General features: G+C 50.5%; 17 protein-coding genes. 3 read left to right on the forward strand and 14 right to left on the reverse strand.

Annotated elements, in window-relative coordinates; all coding sequences use genetic code 11:
• Position 1: 1 nt before the first annotated feature.
• The 14 genes from CWI70_RS10795 to CWI70_RS10860 form a co-directional block, all read right to left on the reverse strand.
• Entirely contained in the window at positions 2–1,543 is a 1,542-nt protein-coding gene (locus CWI70_RS10795; protein WP_126773602.1) for an HAL/PAL/TAL family ammonia-lyase, read from the reverse strand.
• On the reverse strand, positions 1,533–2,492 hold the full coding sequence (locus CWI70_RS10800; RefSeq protein WP_126773604.1) for an LpxL/LpxP family acyltransferase: 960 nt from the start codon (positions 2,490–2,492) through the stop codon (positions 1,533–1,535). The genes CWI70_RS10795 and CWI70_RS10800 overlap by 11 nt, the downstream gene beginning before the upstream one ends.
• Positions 2,489–3,232: a glycosyltransferase family 2 protein gene (locus tag CWI70_RS10805; protein ID WP_126773606.1), complete on the reverse strand. Its 744-nt coding sequence runs from the start codon at positions 3,230–3,232 to the stop codon at positions 2,489–2,491. Before CWI70_RS10805 ends, CWI70_RS10800 begins: the two co-directional genes overlap by 4 nt.
• 4 nt (positions 3,233–3,236) lie before the next feature.
• The gene (locus CWI70_RS10810; RefSeq protein ID WP_126773608.1) at positions 3,237–3,602 is read right to left on the reverse strand and encodes an ApeI family dehydratase; all 366 of its coding nucleotides are present in this window, start codon (positions 3,600–3,602) and stop codon (positions 3,237–3,239) included.
• Positions 3,603–3,616: 14 nt separating this feature from the next.
• Positions 3,617–4,921, reverse strand: coding sequence for an AMP-binding protein (locus CWI70_RS10815; RefSeq protein ID WP_126773616.1), 1,305 nt, complete (start codon positions 4,919–4,921; stop codon positions 3,617–3,619).
• Entirely contained in the window at positions 4,896–5,444 is a 549-nt protein-coding gene (locus CWI70_RS10820; protein ID WP_126773618.1) for a COG4648 family protein, read from the reverse strand. Before CWI70_RS10820 ends, CWI70_RS10815 begins: the two co-directional genes overlap by 26 nt.
• Before the next feature lie 2 nt (positions 5,445–5,446).
• Positions 5,447–5,701 carry an acyl carrier protein gene (locus CWI70_RS10825; protein WP_126773723.1) on the reverse strand — a complete coding sequence of 85 codons (255 nt, stop codon included), beginning with the start codon at positions 5,699–5,701 and terminating at the stop codon, positions 5,447–5,449.
• A gap of 8 nt (positions 5,702–5,709) precedes the next feature.
• The gene (locus CWI70_RS10830) at positions 5,710–5,976 is read right to left on the reverse strand and encodes a phosphopantetheine-binding protein (protein ID WP_126773620.1); all 267 of its coding nucleotides are present in this window, start codon (positions 5,974–5,976) and stop codon (positions 5,710–5,712) included.
• Positions 5,957–6,754: a lysophospholipid acyltransferase family protein gene (locus CWI70_RS10835; protein ID WP_126773622.1), complete on the reverse strand. Its 798-nt coding sequence runs from the start codon at positions 6,752–6,754 to the stop codon at positions 5,957–5,959. Before CWI70_RS10835 ends, CWI70_RS10830 begins: the two co-directional genes overlap by 20 nt.
• Positions 6,744–7,409: a beta-ketoacyl synthase chain length factor gene (locus CWI70_RS10840; protein ID WP_126773624.1), complete on the reverse strand. Its 666-nt coding sequence runs from the start codon at positions 7,407–7,409 to the stop codon at positions 6,744–6,746. The genes CWI70_RS10835 and CWI70_RS10840 overlap by 11 nt, the downstream gene beginning before the upstream one ends.
• Before the next feature lie 90 nt (positions 7,410–7,499).
• Positions 7,500–8,156, reverse strand: coding sequence for an START domain-containing protein (locus CWI70_RS10845; protein ID WP_126773626.1), 657 nt, complete (start codon positions 8,154–8,156; stop codon positions 7,500–7,502).
• Entirely contained in the window at positions 8,157–8,561 is a 405-nt protein-coding gene (locus CWI70_RS10850) for a hypothetical protein (protein ID WP_126773628.1), read from the reverse strand.
• An 18-nt stretch (positions 8,562–8,579) separates the two neighbouring features.
• Entirely contained in the window at positions 8,580–8,963 is a 384-nt protein-coding gene (locus CWI70_RS10855) for a hypothetical protein (RefSeq protein ID WP_126773630.1), read from the reverse strand.
• 15 nt (positions 8,964–8,978) lie between these two features.
• Positions 8,979–9,350, reverse strand: a complete 372-nt coding sequence (locus CWI70_RS10860; RefSeq protein ID WP_126773632.1) for a DUF423 domain-containing protein — start codon at positions 9,348–9,350, stop codon at positions 8,979–8,981.
• 57 nt (positions 9,351–9,407) lie between these two features.
• Between CWI70_RS10860 and CWI70_RS10865 the strand changes: the two genes are divergently transcribed.
• The 3 genes from CWI70_RS10865 to CWI70_RS10875 all read left to right on the forward strand — a co-directional run bounded on the left by CWI70_RS10865 (position 9,408) and on the right by CWI70_RS10875 (position 15,123).
• Positions 9,408–10,691: an acetyl-CoA hydrolase/transferase family protein gene (locus tag CWI70_RS10865; protein WP_126773634.1), complete on the forward strand. Its 1,284-nt coding sequence runs from the start codon at positions 9,408–9,410 to the stop codon at positions 10,689–10,691.
• Between the two features lie 146 nt (positions 10,692–10,837).
• The gene (locus CWI70_RS10870; RefSeq protein ID WP_126773636.1) at positions 10,838–12,925 is read left to right on the forward strand and encodes a cytochrome D1 domain-containing protein; all 2,088 of its coding nucleotides are present in this window, start codon (positions 10,838–10,840) and stop codon (positions 12,923–12,925) included.
• Complete coding sequence (locus CWI70_RS10875) at positions 12,925–15,123, forward strand: TonB-dependent receptor domain-containing protein (protein ID WP_126773638.1); 2,199 nt, start codon at positions 12,925–12,927, stop codon at positions 15,121–15,123. Before CWI70_RS10870 ends, CWI70_RS10875 begins: the two co-directional genes overlap by 1 nt.
• The last annotated feature ends 64 nt before the right edge of the window (positions 15,124–15,187 follow it).

Here is a 15,187-nt window from a genome sequence, read left to right on the forward strand (position 1 = left end):
CTTAGTCCTTGTATAGATCCCAACGTTGCTGACGAATTTGTTCCAGCCAATAACGTAATTCCGATTCTAACGGGCGATCTTCGTCAATCAGTGCAAACTCTTGGGCGATATCCGCCAGCATTGCCTCAATCGCAGCGGCTGGCTTACGTAAGTCAGGATTCTCGCGGCGCCGTAGTTGCACACCTTGATAAGCCGCCAGTAACGTTGCTACTAAAACTTGTTCGGTCAGTTCAAGTACACGTAGACAGTCTCGCGCCGCAATAGTGCCCATGCTGACCTTATCTTGATTGTGGCATTCGGTAGAACGCGAAAATACACTCGCTGGCATGGTTAACTTCAACGCTTCTGCGGTCCATGCCGAACAACCAATTTGCAAAGCTTTGAAGCCATGGTTAATGGTCGCGCGTTGGCCCGTGGCCGCTGACAAGTTGGCCGGCAGCCCATTGTTCATTTTGGTATCCATGAGCAAAGCCATCTGGCGGTCGTGTAAGTCGGCGAGGTTAGCCACTGCAGTTTTCATGCTGTCCATGACCATCGCAATGTGGCCACCGTAGAAATGGCCGCCATGCAATACGTGTTCGCCGATACCGTCGATGATTGGGTTGTCATTGGCACTGTTCAGTTCGTTCTCAATGGTTTCCGCAAACCACGGCAAGGCATCGCGCAAAACCCCAATAATATGTGGCGCACAACGAATGGAGTAACGGTCTTGTAACCGATCCGAGTTACGAGGGTGCTCGACATGATTGATGTCTTGCTGAATCCAGCGCGCAACTTCTTGTTGTCCACGGTGCGGTTTGACCGCAAACAGCAGTTCATCAAAGTGGTTACTGTTACCATCCAGGGCAATACTGGCAAGCGCTGTAACTCGAGTGGATAACTGACTTAAGTACTCAGCGCGATGCCACGCTTGGCAAGCGAGTGCGGTCATCACCGCAGTGCCATTCATGATCGCAAGACCTTCTTTGGGACGTAAGGTGAGCGGGGCAAGATTGAGTTTCGCGAATGCTTCTTTACTGGAGAGCGTTTGCGCCCCAAACCGAACATCGCGCTCGCCAATGAGCGCACCCGCTACGTAAGACAACGGGGTCAAGTCACCACTGGCGCCAACGCTGCCTTCTTCGGGGATCAACGGCAGTACGTTTGCGTTGATCATTAGCACCAAACGTTCCAGCAGTTCCCAACTTACGCCAGAATAACCTTGCGCCAACGAGCACAGGCGTGTGGCTAAAATCGCGCGGACGCTATCATCAGCAAAATGCCGGCCAAGTCCACAGCCGTGGAAGCGCGTCAAATGGATCGGTAGTTCGTGGGCGAGTTCGGTCGGTACGGTGACCGTGCAGCTATCCCCGTAGCCCGTCGTAACGCCATAGATAACGCCATCTTCGCGTAATAACGTATCCAAAAAACGGGTACCCGCAGCAATACGCTCACGCAAACTAGGGTCCTCACTTAGCTGCGCTTGGGCTTTGCCTTGGCTTAGGCGAATGATGTCGTTGATGGTTGTGCGTTTACCACCAAACTGAACGTTCTCAATCGGCATTACCTACTGTTCCTTCTGTCTGTTGTTGCCAAAAGTCGAAAAAATTAAACCATTGGTACGGGTAACGTTGACACAAATTCTCTAGTTGCGCGATGTATTGCGCTAAAATTGCTTCGATATGCTGATGTCGACTGCGGCGCGGTAAGTGGAGTTGCTCGGTAACAAAATCTAAGTGCAAGTCATAGCCCTGACCGTTCGCATTGCGCACGCAGAATAAAAAATAAACCGGGCATTCCAAAATACTGGCTAAAACCCAAGGACCGATTGCGAACTGTGCGGGCTCGCCAAGAAAGTCGTGGGTAATACTTTGGCTGGGGTCGGTGACCGAAGTGCGATCGCCAACAATCACCACAAACTCACCTTGATCGACGCGCTCACGCAACATGATGGCGAGTCCCATGTCGATGTTGGTGACCTGAATAACATCCACAGCGACGTTTGGATTGAGTTCGCGTAAGGCGCGATTAAAGGCTTGTGCATGCTCGGTAAAAACCAATACATTCATGCGCTTACAATAACTACTACTGGCAATTGCGCGTGCCACTTCCAAGTTACCTAAATGGCTGCCGATAAGAATCCCGCCCTCAGGTCGTTGCTCGAGGTCACGAAAATGGGTGTTACCGCAGTTTTTGACATGCCGCTTGTTAATTCGTCCAATCCAAGCGTCTGTCTTAGCTAATGAGGCAAGACCAAACTGCCAGAAATGTTTTAAACTGTTACGCCACGTTGGCAGCTTTTGAAATGGTGAAGCTTTACCGCTATACCCGTGAAGTTTGCGCAAATAAGCCATCGACGCTTTCCGAGCGGTGGTCCCGGTAAGGAAAAAATAGAAAATGACTGGCGCCAGCACGAGGCGCATGAGTATATGCCCGCCGTACTTGTATGCACGCAACACAATCAAAATACCCAAGTAATTGCCGCGTTCTTTGGTGGTCGCCCAGTGCTTCATGCTGCGCTCCGACGCAATCGTCGTGCCATAAGGCGTGGAGCCCTCAGCAACATGCCAAAAAACAAGCGGGTGTGCATTTTTGAAATAAGCCAATTATCGGCAAAACCCTGGAAGTGCGAGCGGCCACCCTCGGGGTAAATCACTCGGGTCGGAATAAACCGCACTGGTACGCCGCGCCAGTACATGCGCACCATAATTTCAATATCAAAATCCATGCGGTTACCTGGCCGGTGTTCGGCAATCGCTTCGAGGGTTGCCGCGAGCGGATAAACACGAAAACCACACATGGTATCTTTGACCTGCAAGGACAAGGTTTCGATATGCACCCAAAAATGGGTGATCTTACGGCCAAACTTACGTGCGGTTGGAATCGATGCGTCGTACTGAGGCGCGCCGCTGATAAGGGCTTCGGGATGTTGTTCGGCTTGTCGCCAGAACTCTGGGATATCGCCCGTATCGTGTTGACCATCAGCATCAATTTGTAAGCCATGGGTCATTCCCGCTGCATATGCTTGTTCAAACCCTGCCATGACCGCGGCGCCTTTACCTGAGTTTTGCGGTAAGGTGTGCAAGTGCAGTAAAGGGGTGCGTTCAACGAGCTTGCTGAGTTCTTGTTTGGTGGCGGCATCGGAGCCGTCATCCACAATAAAAATGGGCAGTTGGAACGGACTCAACGCCGCTACCGTGGCTGCGATCGTTTCGTGATGGTTATAAATTGGAATAATGAAACAAGCGTGCATAAGGTCAATTCGCTTCGGTAAAAATGAGACGGCCAGACGAGTAGGCTTGGTCGTTATGGTGATAACGGAAAACGACGCAGTCGGCGCGTTTCCACTCCAAGCTCAAGGTCACGTCCGCCTTTGGTAAAATCATATCGTTAAACTTTAACACTTCGATTTGCTGAACTGTGCGAGGTGTTTGCCAATGGTCTGCAGCGAGTTGGATCGCCCAGTCGAGTTGCGTCACGCCAGGTAATAGCGGCGCTTCTGGGAAGTGGCCTTGCAGGTAGAGACAATCGGGTGCAAGCGTAAAGTGCGCGACTAAGTGAGGACGCCCGTTGGTATCTTGAAACTCGGTGAGCTCGGTAAAATCTGGGTAGGTAACGTTCATCAATCGCTCTCTTATTAACTTGCTTCGAACAGTTGTTGCAACATAGCTAACGTGGTTTTGCCACTCGCGTTACAAGGTAATGTGTCAACATAGCGGAACTTACGCGGTAACACGACTTTATCGAAGCGTTGTTGCAAATGCTCACGGATCTTGCGGCGCATGTCTAAACGTCCCTCTTGAGCAAGTTGCTGTTGTCCTGCCGCTGTCAACACGAGGACTAAGCCAAGGGTAGTTCGCGGTTGGTAAAGTTGACAGGACTTTGCTTTGTCAATCCAGGGGTGCGCTTCACAGAAGCGTTCAAGTTCTGCCAGCGAAACGCGTTTTTCGGCAATTTTCACAATACGGTCAGCACGACCTAATACGTTGAATTCATCAGGGCTAATCAACTCCACCTTATCTGACGTCGTGAAGAGCGTGTGATCGGGTAGGTGCGGCGACCGCAGTTGCAGGCAATGCTCATTATTCACGCCGATTTCGACATTCGTAAAGCGGCGGAATGCTGTTGTTGTAGCGCTGCGCTGCCGCCAACCGATACCACCGGTTTCGGTACTGCCATAGATTTCGAACGGGGCGGCGAGGCCAGCGCCGATAAAACGCTGTGGTACCTGATCAGCAAGAGGTCCTCCCGAGGAAAACACGGCACGCAAGCGCGTTGGGTGGTGCTGCATGTGCGTAAGGTCGTCGAAGCGCTCGAGATGTGCTGGACTACTAACGATACAATAAGCATTTGCTTGTTGATGGTATTGTTGCCACTGCTCAAGGTATTCCACGCGTTGCGCGACCAAACACCGGCCGGCGCAAACCGGCCAAATAACGGTAAAGAGCAGCCCATAGATGTGTTGATGTGAGATCGTCGTTATCACCTCTGCATCGCGCAATGTTTCACCAAAGGTCGATTCAAGGGTTTGCACTTCATTAAAGAGTTGTCGCGCAGATTTACGAATTGCTTGGGGTTCACCACTTGAGCCTGAAGTGAATAATGTCAAAGTGGTTATGAGTCGGCCACTGAGTGGCTTCAGCTCCGCTGACTGAACAGCTTGAGGGAGCTGGGGCGGCAATTCGGCGTCGATGACCGTAGACACTAAGCGCAACGTTTCGCTGTGGTTATTTTGCGGCATGACCGGTTGGCGGTTTTCGGCAAGTAAAGCAAAGAACCACACGGTAAAACGATAGCTATCGCCATCAAATAGCAACCAACGTTGCTCTGAACGCGCCTTAAGCCACTGCCGTGCAGCTTGAACATCGACGTGAAATCCATGCCAAGGTGCAGTCTTTGGTAGGTTGAGGAACCAATTAGTGGTGTCGCTTTTTAACCACATAGCGAATACCTAATTCGATCGTGAAGATGAGAGCCATCAATACATATGCAATGACGCCGTTGTACCAAGTCCAAACACTTAGGTTAGCTTGTGTTGCGGTCCACCATGCAATGCTGCCATTCAGCAAAAAGAAAAGTGTCCAAACGATCGTTACTTTTTCTGTGTAGCTTACTGCAGCGGGCGATAGCTCTCCTTCCATGGCACATGCTAAGCGCGTAATAATTGCCGGCTTACGCCAAAGTGAGCTGGCAAAAAGTATCAAAAAGCCAAGGTTCATCCATACCGGATAAAACAATGCCCCTGCCTGTGGGCCGAGTAGCCAAGCTCCGATGACGACACAAAGGGTTGCGAAGAGCACGACGTAACTACGCGGCTGTTGCCAGTCAGCAAGCCACACTTGTGGTATGACAAATAAACACAGTAACCACCATAAATGTTGGCTGTAACCTGCGTGCACTAATCCTGCAACCCAAAGCGGGTAGGTAGCAAGACATAGGTAAGAGAGAGCACGCAGAATTCGCATGGTTACGCTGGTTCGTGCATGAGTTTGACGACCTCATTGACGACATCTTCGACGGTACGTACCGCTTTAAATGCATCTGGACTGATCTTCTTTCCGGTAATCTCACGTAACTTCACTACGAGGTCTACTGCATCGATGCTGTCGAGATCGAGATCTTGGTATAGATTGGCGTCTAACTTGATCTCTTCAGCATCGATCTCAAAGTCCTCCGTGAGGATTTGTACAAGTTGTTGATAAACGTCTTCTTTGGTTTCCATGGTCATTCTTATCCCTTGTGACTGGCAACGAAGTCGGCCAACGTATCTACGCTGTAAAAATGTTTCTTGGTGTCTTCAGAGTTTGCGTCTAATTTGACATCAAACTTCTTTTTGATGGCTAAGCCCAGCTCAAGCGCATCAATTGAATCGAGGTCGAGGCCGTCATCGTCATCGCTGAAAAGCGGTGCGCTGTCTTTGATGTCGGCAACGGTAATATCTTCCAAATCGAGTGCTTCGATAATGAGTGTTTTAAGCTCAAGTTTTAAAGTTTCCATTACTTTCGAGTACCTTATTGTAATAATCTTCGAGATCCCGTGTGAGCTTGCGCGCGGCAATACTGGGTTGCTCAGTCTGGTAGCCGGTTGTCGGCACGCTACGTAAAAACTCTATGGTTAGCGTTGGCTTGGTTTTTGGCGCACAGTACCAAGGCTCATTTTTTATCAATGTGACGGGGTCACAGCAAATACGTAACGCCGTCATGTCATTTTTGGTACGCAACGCAAGATTTGCCGGCCCCCGTTGAAACCGAAAGGGTTGACCCGGTTCTGTACGTGTCCCCTCAGGAAAAATAATAAGGTTATTGCCTTGTGCAAGTGAACGCTCACAATCATCAACTAAACCTTCGGGATCGCCATTGCTGATGTAACCGGACGATTTTATCACACCTCGCATAAAAGGATTACGCCAAAGGTGCGCCTTAACCACACAGTCGGCATTGGGCACAAATGAAATGAGTGCCACGATATCAATCAAGCAGGGGTGGTTGGCAATGATCACTTGGCCGCGGCAGTTTTGCAGTTGCTGACGTGCGGGAAAAGCGAAGTTAAAGACGCCAGTAAAGCGCATGAAGCCAATGAAAAAACGGAATGTCGTTTGCACCATGGCTTTCGCCATTTGCTGCTGACGTTGGGGATCACCGTAGGCGCGTAACTTCAATAACGGCAGTGTGGTGAGAGACATCACCAGCCCACCTAAGCCAAAAACGACAAAACAGAGACCGGTCGCAAGACGCCGCCAAGTGTGCTGTAAAAAGTGCACAGATCTAGCCCACATACCAGCTCCAAGCTTGCTTTCCTTGCAGTTGAACTTCGCCTTGGCCATGTTGGCTGATGAGTTGATGCAGTTGTTGCACGGGTTCTAACAGGCCGGTCTTTTCAGCGCTAGGTTTCGCTTCAAATTGTAGTGGGTGGCCTTGCTGACTGCTCAATAACACCGCCATCGCAAAAGCTTGTTCAGGTAACTCTGCATGCTTGGTATAAGGTTCTGGCGGCGGTTCATCGGCATAGATGAACAGTACTTCTGGACTCTGTTGAAGCTGCAATAAAGCTTCCAACCAGCCCATGGCAAATGAGTCGTCGCCAGCGGCTACCGTAGTCATTGCCGCGGTATTGTCGAGCAAAATACTCAGTTGCCCAAGTGCCGCATTGTTGACTGACAAACTAAATTGGGTGGGCGATAGCTGCTGTTCGTCTGCGAGATCATGTAAAAGACGAATTGTCCGATGTAAGTCACCGTGTTGTGTTGCCAGCACAATAGGCGTGTTTGCTACTTGTGGAGAGTCGGCAATCAATTGATAGACCACCCGTACTAAGAGTTTTGCGTACGGGCTTAAACGCCGACGCGTTCCCGCGGGAAGCTCTCGCAGTATCGTGTCGACAACGACATCGTCTTGTAGCGCTAAGGCACTGGCCTTGGTGAATGCTTGCATGGGCGGCGATTGATTGAGTTTGAATGTATAAAAAAAGAAGCGGGATAATACACAAAGCCGCTGATCTTTTCAAAAACTTAACACTTGCATCTAGGGTTCGACAATACCCTCATACGGTCGTTGATGATTCTCTAATGCGGCGGGCAAGCGAGCAAGTGTTTTCTTCAATGCTTCAAGTGCGGCGCTACGAGCGACCACACCGAGTAATGCCCCAGCTGGATCCGCGTAACCTTGGTAGGTGATTCTAAGCTGCCCGTCAGCTAATGGAAAGAGTTGCCATTCTGCGGCGAGATTGGTGATACGGACACCATCAGTAGGTATGTCGTAGTCATTATTGGCATTTTCGACAGTTATGGTCACAGCTTTAGTAGCAGGGTCTTGGTGCCACACACTGCGAGTGACCATGTCGCGCCGTGCAACCAAGAAAAAACCAGAAAACACAGTATGGACAACATGTGTGTGCGCATCAGGTTGTGCGAGCACAGTTGCTTTTTCAGCACGTGCTAACCACGACGAGATATTCTCAACATCTTCGAGTAAATGGAGAAAGCTGCCGAGTTTTGCTGTAACCACAAGCTCGGCACGCAGCTCCAATACCTTGTCCGCACGCTCGCGGTAATCAATAGTGTAGTGTTGATTTGCGACAGCTTGTTGCCATGTGTCGTGCTGCTGCGCATGCGCAGATACGACAAAGAAAAGCCCTAAGCAGAAACTTAGGGCATAAATTTTAGCTAAAGCGATGTTCATTTAGGGCTGCAGTGCTTTGACTTGAATATTCATTTGGATGTCGTGGCGTAGATTATTGACCCAGCGGTTGTAGTTGCGGTGAATACGCTGGCCATCGCGACTTAATTCGAGGTTATCAGAGGCCATGTAGTGGATCGAAAAACCGTCAGTGGAGTAAGGAATACGAACTTTGGCAAAATGCTGACGTACGTAAAGCTCAGCGTGTAATTCATCGTTGTTGTAGTCGCTCATCACCCACCCGCGTTGGGCGCCAGCTTCAATAATCGCCATGCGAATTTGTTCGTGACTTAGTTGGTGGTTGATGGTGGCAGCGTTAACATCCTTGATGGGCGCGCTGGTAGAGCAGCCTAAAAGAGTCAAACTAAAAACGCATACAGCAAGTATTTTGGAAAATGCAGTAGTCATTCTAAATTCCTTTTTCATTTAGCGTAACAGCAATAACTTCAGTGGTTGGTTTACGGGCACGAATTCTGTGATCCCAGTATCACAATGATAGGCGCCAACCAGAATTTCGTCACCATGTTTGAGAAATGCTGAGGTCATCCACCATAATTCAGTTGTGGTTCGGTTAGCATCGCAAGGAAGTTCAGCGGTGCCAAGCTGCGCTGCAGTAGGTAACCGCCAAGGAGGATTACTTGCCACTTCACGATTCAGTTCGAAGACCAAGCGTTTTGCTTCATTCCAGTTGGCAGCGGTGGTGTGGATACAGCTGGAAACGTCGGGCGGCAAAGTGACCGAGCATTGCGCAAACGCATGTTCATTGGCGGCAAGAGCGACCGCAAACAGTAGACCTAGATTCACTTGCATCGGCTCCTTGGTCGTTTACAACTCTTTCAGAACTGCCCAGAAAATCCAAATCCAACCGATGATAAAGCAGGCACCGCCAACCGGAGTAATCGGGCCGAACCAGCGTATGCCAGTGAGCGCCATCAAGTACAGACTGCCAGAAAACAATGCAATGCCGGCGAGCAAGATCCAGCCTCCGGTACGTAAGCCGCTGGCTTTCGGGTAGGGAATAAGTAGTGCTGCGACCATGAACAAACCTAGCGCATGATAAATGTGATATTGCACACCGGTTTGGAATACGCTGAGCATTTCGGGTGATAACCTTGCCTTAAGTGCATGTGCCCCAAATGCCCCAAGAATTACCCCAAGAGCCATATTGATCGCACCCAACATTGCGAATACTTTCATGGTATGCCTAAGCTTTAACAGTTGAATACTGCTTACTTTATCGTAAAAGGAGTTGAAATGCGTGTTGCAAACGCGGAACAAGCGCTAGAAATTTTATCGGATAACGACGTCATTTGGTGCCAATCAATGGCTGCAACGCCCTATAAACTTTTGCAGGGACTGGCCGAGGTGGCGCTGCAGCGGCGCAATATGACACTACTACAACTCCACACCGAACATAGTGAGGTATTGTCGGATCCAGCCTTGCAGGGGCATCTACGTCAACGTGCGTTCTTTGTTGGCAAATCCACCCGTGCGGCAGTTAATGAAGGGTTAGCCGACTATGTGCCGATTTTTCTGTCTGAAATACCGAAACTCTTTCGCTCGGGCGAGCAGCCGCTAGATGCCGTGCTGATTCAGGTTTCGGCCCCCGATGCACACGGTAATTGTAGTCTTGGTATAAGTGTCGAAGCTACACGGGCAGCCTTGCAAGTAGCGAAAAAGGTTATCGCTTGGGTCAATCCAAAGATGCCGCGCACCCATGGAGACTCGTTCATTCATGTCAGTCAGATTGATCGCTATTTTGAAGAAGCAGCAGCGATGCCGATTCACGAGCGACCCGCGCAAAGTAAAATTACCACGCGCATCGGTGAACGCGTGGCTGAACTCATCAACGACGGTGATTGTTTGCAAATGGGTATTGGTGCCATTCCCGATGCGACTTTGGCATGTTTAGGTAATCATAAAGATCTTGGTATACATACCGAGATGTTCTCGGATGGTGTACTTCCGCTTGTGCAAAGTGGCGTGATTAATAATTCTCGCAAGCGCAAACACCGAGGGCGTATTGTGACCACCTTTGCAATGGGCAGCCAGCAGCTTTATGACTTTGTCGATGACAATCCACAGTGTGCGTTCTTAGATGTGGAATACACGAATGACACCTCTGTGATCCGCCAAAATAAACAAGTCATGGCGATCAACAGCGCCTTGCAAGTCGATGTTACTGGGCAGGTTTGTGCCGACTCGATTGGTACCAAGGTTTACTCTGGAGTTGGTGGGCAAATGGACTTCGTTCGTGGGGCTAGCTTATCGGAAGGTGGTCGTTCAGTGATTGCGCTGCCAGCGACAGCTTGTGGTGGTAAGGTCTCGCGTATCACGTCGTTATTGGCGCCAGGCGCTGGAGTCGTGACCACGCGTGCCCATGTACATTTTGTGGTGACTGAATATGGCGTAGCCAATTTGCGCGCAAAAAGTCTCACTGAGCGTGCCACTGCGCTGATTCATATTGCGGCGCCACAATTTCGTGAACAACTGGCGCGTGAAGCGCAAAACGATTGGGGCTTGAAAGTACACATCTAAAATTCTACTACTACCCATAAGGGGGTACCTCTCTAAGGCTCAGGTACTCCCTCCATTCATTGATATCGATCAAAAGTCATCCTTGTACTAGGCTTACAATCAATTTCAGAAGCATCTGAATGATAGGTCCATCAAGGAGGACTCCCATGCACTACCAAAAGCCTAAAGCAACTCAATTTAGACTCACTCCGCTAGCGCTACTCAGTGGTGTGGCTGCATTGTTTTTTACGATGACGCCAGCTCTTGCTGATGACGACGGGAAGGAAGCATACGCGAAAAACTGTCAAGCTTGTCACCAGCCGAATGGTAAAGGTTTGCCAGGCGCTTTCCCTCCGCTGGCAGAAAACGCCAATGTCGACGGTAAGCCAACTTACGTTGTTGAGACAATTTTGCAGGGGAAGTCAGGGCCTCTTGAAGTCAATGGCCAGACCTACAATGCCATGATGCCGCCAATGCAGCACCTTGACGATGACACCATCGCAGCAATCACCAACTATGTACTGTCAAGTTGGGGCAACAGCGGTGCAGAAGTCAGTGACGACGATGTCGAAGACGTCCGTGTCGAGCTCGGCCTCAAGGATCGTGCTGGTGGTAAGCCTCATGCCGACGCAACTGTTGCTGAGGTTAAGTATAAGGGAGCACCTTCTGCTGTTTCCGGTGCAAAACAAGTGGTCACCCCTGGTGCGCCGAGCATGACCGAAGATGAGTTCGCGCTGGCACAGGAAATTTATTTCCAACGCTGTGCGGGTTGTCATGGTGTATTGCGTAAAGGCGCAACCGGCCTACCATTGACGCCTGATATTACTCAGGAAAAAGGTACAGATTACCTGAAAGCTTTGATTAACTACGGCTCGCCAGGCGGTATGCCAAACTGGGGTACTTCTGGCGAACTTAGCGACGAAGAAATCGACATGATGGCGCGCTTTATCCAGCACGAACCGCCTACACCACCAGAGTGGGGTATGCCGGAAATGAAAGATAGCTGGGTCGTGCATGTCGCACCAGAAGATCGTCCGAGCGAACCGCAGCACGATTATGACGTCGATAATATGTTCGCGGTAACACTGCGCGATGCGGGACAGGTGGCCATCATCGACGGTGCCAGCAAGAAGGTCTTGAACTACGTCGAAACTGGCTACGCAGTGCATATTTCGCGCGCTTCTAGCTCAGGCCGGTACTTCACCACCATTGGCCGTGACGGCAAGATCGACTTGATCGACCTGTATATGTTCCCGCCACAAGTTGTCGCTGAGATTAAAATCGGTCTCGAGGCACGTTCGGTGGAGAACTCACGCTACAAAGGTTACGAAGACAAAATTGCCATTGCTGGCGCTTACTGGCCACCGCATTATGTGCTCATGGACGGCCAAACATTAGAGCCGCACAAGATTGTTTCTACCCGCGGAATGACTGTGGATACGCAAGAGTATCACCCAGAGCCACGGGTGGCAGCGATTGTCGGCTCGCATAAGCATCCGGAGTTTATCGTTAACGTGAAGGAAACCGGTCAAATCAAACTGGTGAACTATTCTGACATCGATAACCTTCAGGTCACCACCATTGATGCTGCGCCATTCCTACATGATGGCGGTTGGGATCGGTCGGGTCGTTACTTTATGACGGCAGCCAATGAGAACGACACTATTGCTGTGGTGGATGCTCTCGAGCGTGAGCTTGAAGCATTGATTCCAGTGAAGCGTATTCCGCATCCGGGTCGTGGCGCCAACTTTATTGACCCAGAATACGGTCCTGTGTGGGCAACAAGTGCTTTGGGTAATGCCGACATCACTTTGATTGGTACTGACCCTGAAAAACACCCAGATCAAGCTTTCAAAGTCGTACGCGTTCTGGAAGGTCAAGGTGGTGGTTCGCTGTTTATTAAGACCCATCCTAAGTCAACTAACTTATGGGTCGATACACCGTTGAATCCATCTGAAGAGATCTCACAGTCCGTGGCGGTGTACGATATTCGCGACTTCAGCAAAGGTTATGAAGTGTTACCTATTGCCGAGTGGGCGGACTTAGGTCCGGGTCCAAAACGTATCGTGCAGCCTGAATACAATATGGCAGGTGACGAAGTCTGGTTCTCGGTCTGGAGTGGTATGGAAGAAGAGTCTGCCATCGTGATTGTGGATGACAAGTCACGCAAGCTAAAACATGTCATTAAAGGCGAAAAAATCGTTACGCCAACTGGCAAGTTTAATAACTACAACACTCGCAACGAGGTGTATTAATGGAAGCACTGCAGTTCAGGCTAAGGATTGCCTGTGGTGCAGCACTGTTAGCGGTGGCAGGTTCTGCCACCGCACAACAGAATGCCACCCAGGACGAAGTGGTCGCAGATAAAGTTATACCAGATGAAGTGATCACTGTAGTTGCCCACCGTCAGCCCCGAGAGCTCAATGAAGTGGCTGGCACCGTTAGTGTCATTAGCGCCGAAGAACTGGCGCGTGACTTAGTCTTAAATGCGAACGATTTGGTTCGCTACGAAATGGGAGTAGAGCTTGATGACACTAGTTCTCGCTTTGGTCACAGCGGTTTTCGTATCCGTGGTATTGGTGGTAACCGCACCGCCATTGTCGTCGATCAAGTAGCTATTGCTGATCGCTTTGCCGTCGGCAGCTTTTCTGACACTGGTCGGGGCCTGCTCGATTTGGGCTTGGCGAACCGCGTCGAGATTCTGCGGGGGCCAGCGTCAACCTTATACGGCAGTGATGCACTGGGTGGCGTAGTCGCCATCGAAACCCTTAGTGCCGATGATGTACTTTACAGCGGTAAGCGCGGCACGCAGCTGCGCTTAGGCGCTGCGAGCGACGCACAGCGGGGCTATGGGCGTGTTGCGACAGCGTTGAGTGATGGTGACCATAGCGTATTATTGGCTGGAGCTGCTCAGTACCGTGAGGAGCGCGATGCTGCCGCTGCGACGACGCTCGATCAGCAACGCGTACGGCAAACAGGCGCCTTGCTGAAATGGCAAACCTATGCCGATGTTGGCGTTTGGCAAGTCAGTTTCGATGCCCTTCGTGAAACCCGTGACACAGCTATTTTTCATAGTTTAGGGAGTGGCCGTCAAGCGAGCACCACAGCACTTAGCGGTGATGACGAACGCTACGAGTGGCGGGCCATTTTGCGGTTACGCACTGCGCCAAACATGCTTGCCGACCGCGGTGAGTGGCGTTTGTTTGTGCAAGAGGCGCAAACTCAGCAGGACTCTTTTGAAGAACGCGGAATCTTGGCGGAACCATTAAGTATTTATCGTGGTTTCCGTTATGACTATGACAACTATGGTCTAGCCGCAGATCTTGAAAGTGATTGGCGATGGGGGGATGTGCGACACCGCTTGGGTTATGGCTTTGAAGTTGGTCGTGCAGAAGTTTGGGACGAACGTGATGCTTGGCAATGGAATCAAACCCAGCAAACGTCCACGAAGATCCTGCTCGGTGAAACCTTTCCGTTGCGTGACTTTCCGCGTAGCAAGATCAATGAACTGGGCCTGTACCTCCATGACGAAATCAAGTTGTGGCGAAACGGCCCAAGCTTAAGTCCTGGACTGCGTTATGAACGTTACGCGCTGCGTACACAAGACGATCCATTATTTGCCGAGCGCTATCCAAATAGTGATGTTACCGACTTAACGCACGATGCGTGGTTGCCAAAACTAGGTTTACTCTGGCCACTGAATGATCAGGCTGAATGGTTTGCGCAGTATGCACGAGGTTACCGTGCGCCGCCGTTCGCTGACGTCAATGTCGGGTTGTATTATCCGCAGTTCCGAGTGCTTGCGATTGCAAACCCAGATCTACAACCCGAACGCGGTTACACATTTGAAACTGGAGTGCGATGGCGTTCGGCTAAGTCCCGTGCGAGTGTGACGGCGTTTCACAACCGTTACAGTGACTTCATCGATAGTCGTGCTTCACTTGGCTTTGATCCACAGCGGGGATTACTCATCTTTCAATCGATTAACCGCGAGAAAGTCGTCGTTGAGGGCATCGAAGCAAGTTGGGAACAAGATTGGACACCAAGATGGTCAAGCGAGCTTTGGTTGCAAGCAATCCGTAGTGAAGACAAAACCACTGGCGCTGCAGTTGCAGCGGTGAGCCCGTCGTCCATGTTAGCGGCCATACGTTATACGCCAGAAAGTTTGCGTTGGGATAGCCGTTTGGTGCTGCGCGCACAACGTGGGCAAAAGCAACTTTTCAACGCTGACGATGAGGCGCTCTTTGCTGCCCCCGGGTATGCGACGCTGGATTGGCTCGTGCAATGGTACCCAAGTGCGGACATCCGCGTTGGTGCTGGGCTATTTAACCTTACCGATAGAATCTATTGGCAGGCGGCGCAAGTAAGTAGTTACCCTGAAAATGATGCTATCTTGCCGGTATTGTCACAACCAGGACGTCATGTACGCGTGACATTTGACGTACGTTTTTAGTAAAAACTAAAAAATTTTATTGACAAGCGTGCCGTTCGCCTCTATATCGTCAGTGTCGCAAGAG

This window comes from Pseudidiomarina homiensis, assembly GCF_003987225.1.
GTDB classification, from domain to species: domain Bacteria; phylum Pseudomonadota; class Gammaproteobacteria; order Enterobacterales; family Alteromonadaceae; genus Pseudidiomarina; species Pseudidiomarina homiensis.

What these genes read in the sequence shown, in the direction of transcription:
- CWI70_RS10795 (WP_126773602.1), bottom strand. Translation starts at nt 1,543, where the DNA reads ATGCCGATTGAGAACGTTCAGTTTGGTGGTAAACGCACAACCATCAAC.
- CWI70_RS10800 (WP_126773604.1), bottom strand. Translation starts at nt 2,492, where the DNA reads ATGAAGCACTGGGCGACCACCAAAGAACGCGGCAATTACTTGGGTATT.
- CWI70_RS10805 (WP_126773606.1), bottom strand. Translation starts at nt 3,232, where the DNA reads ATGCACGCTTGTTTCATTATTCCAATTTATAACCATCACGAAACGATC.
- CWI70_RS10810 (WP_126773608.1), bottom strand. Translation starts at nt 3,602, where the DNA reads ATGAACGTTACCTACCCAGATTTTACCGAGCTCACCGAGTTTCAAGAT.
- CWI70_RS10815 (WP_126773616.1), bottom strand. Translation starts at nt 4,921, where the DNA reads ATGTGGTTAAAAAGCGACACCACTAATTGGTTCCTCAACCTACCAAAG.
- CWI70_RS10820 (WP_126773618.1), bottom strand. Translation starts at nt 5,444, where the DNA reads ATGCGAATTCTGCGTGCTCTCTCTTACCTATGTCTTGCTACCTACCCG.
- CWI70_RS10825 (WP_126773723.1), bottom strand. Translation starts at nt 5,701, where the DNA reads ATGGAAACCAAAGAAGACGTTTATCAACAACTTGTACAAATCCTCACG.
- CWI70_RS10830 (WP_126773620.1), bottom strand. Translation starts at nt 5,976, where the DNA reads ATGGAAACTTTAAAACTTGAGCTTAAAACACTCATTATCGAAGCACTC.
- CWI70_RS10835 (WP_126773622.1), bottom strand. Translation starts at nt 6,754, where the DNA reads ATGTGGGCTAGATCTGTGCACTTTTTACAGCACACTTGGCGGCGTCTT.
- CWI70_RS10840 (WP_126773624.1), bottom strand. Translation starts at nt 7,409, where the DNA reads ATGCAAGCATTCACCAAGGCCAGTGCCTTAGCGCTACAAGACGATGTC.
- CWI70_RS10845 (WP_126773626.1), bottom strand. Translation starts at nt 8,156, where the DNA reads ATGAACATCGCTTTAGCTAAAATTTATGCCCTAAGTTTCTGCTTAGGG.
- CWI70_RS10850 (WP_126773628.1), bottom strand. Translation starts at nt 8,561, where the DNA reads ATGACTACTGCATTTTCCAAAATACTTGCTGTATGCGTTTTTAGTTTG.
- CWI70_RS10855 (WP_126773630.1), bottom strand. Translation starts at nt 8,963, where the DNA reads ATGCAAGTGAATCTAGGTCTACTGTTTGCGGTCGCTCTTGCCGCCAAT.
- CWI70_RS10860 (WP_126773632.1), bottom strand. Translation starts at nt 9,350, where the DNA reads ATGAAAGTATTCGCAATGTTGGGTGCGATCAATATGGCTCTTGGGGTA.
- CWI70_RS10865 (WP_126773634.1), top strand. Translation starts at nt 9,408, where the DNA reads ATGCGTGTTGCAAACGCGGAACAAGCGCTAGAAATTTTATCGGATAAC.
- CWI70_RS10870 (WP_126773636.1), top strand. Translation starts at nt 10,838, where the DNA reads ATGCACTACCAAAAGCCTAAAGCAACTCAATTTAGACTCACTCCGCTA.
- CWI70_RS10875 (WP_126773638.1), top strand. Translation starts at nt 12,925, where the DNA reads ATGGAAGCACTGCAGTTCAGGCTAAGGATTGCCTGTGGTGCAGCACTG.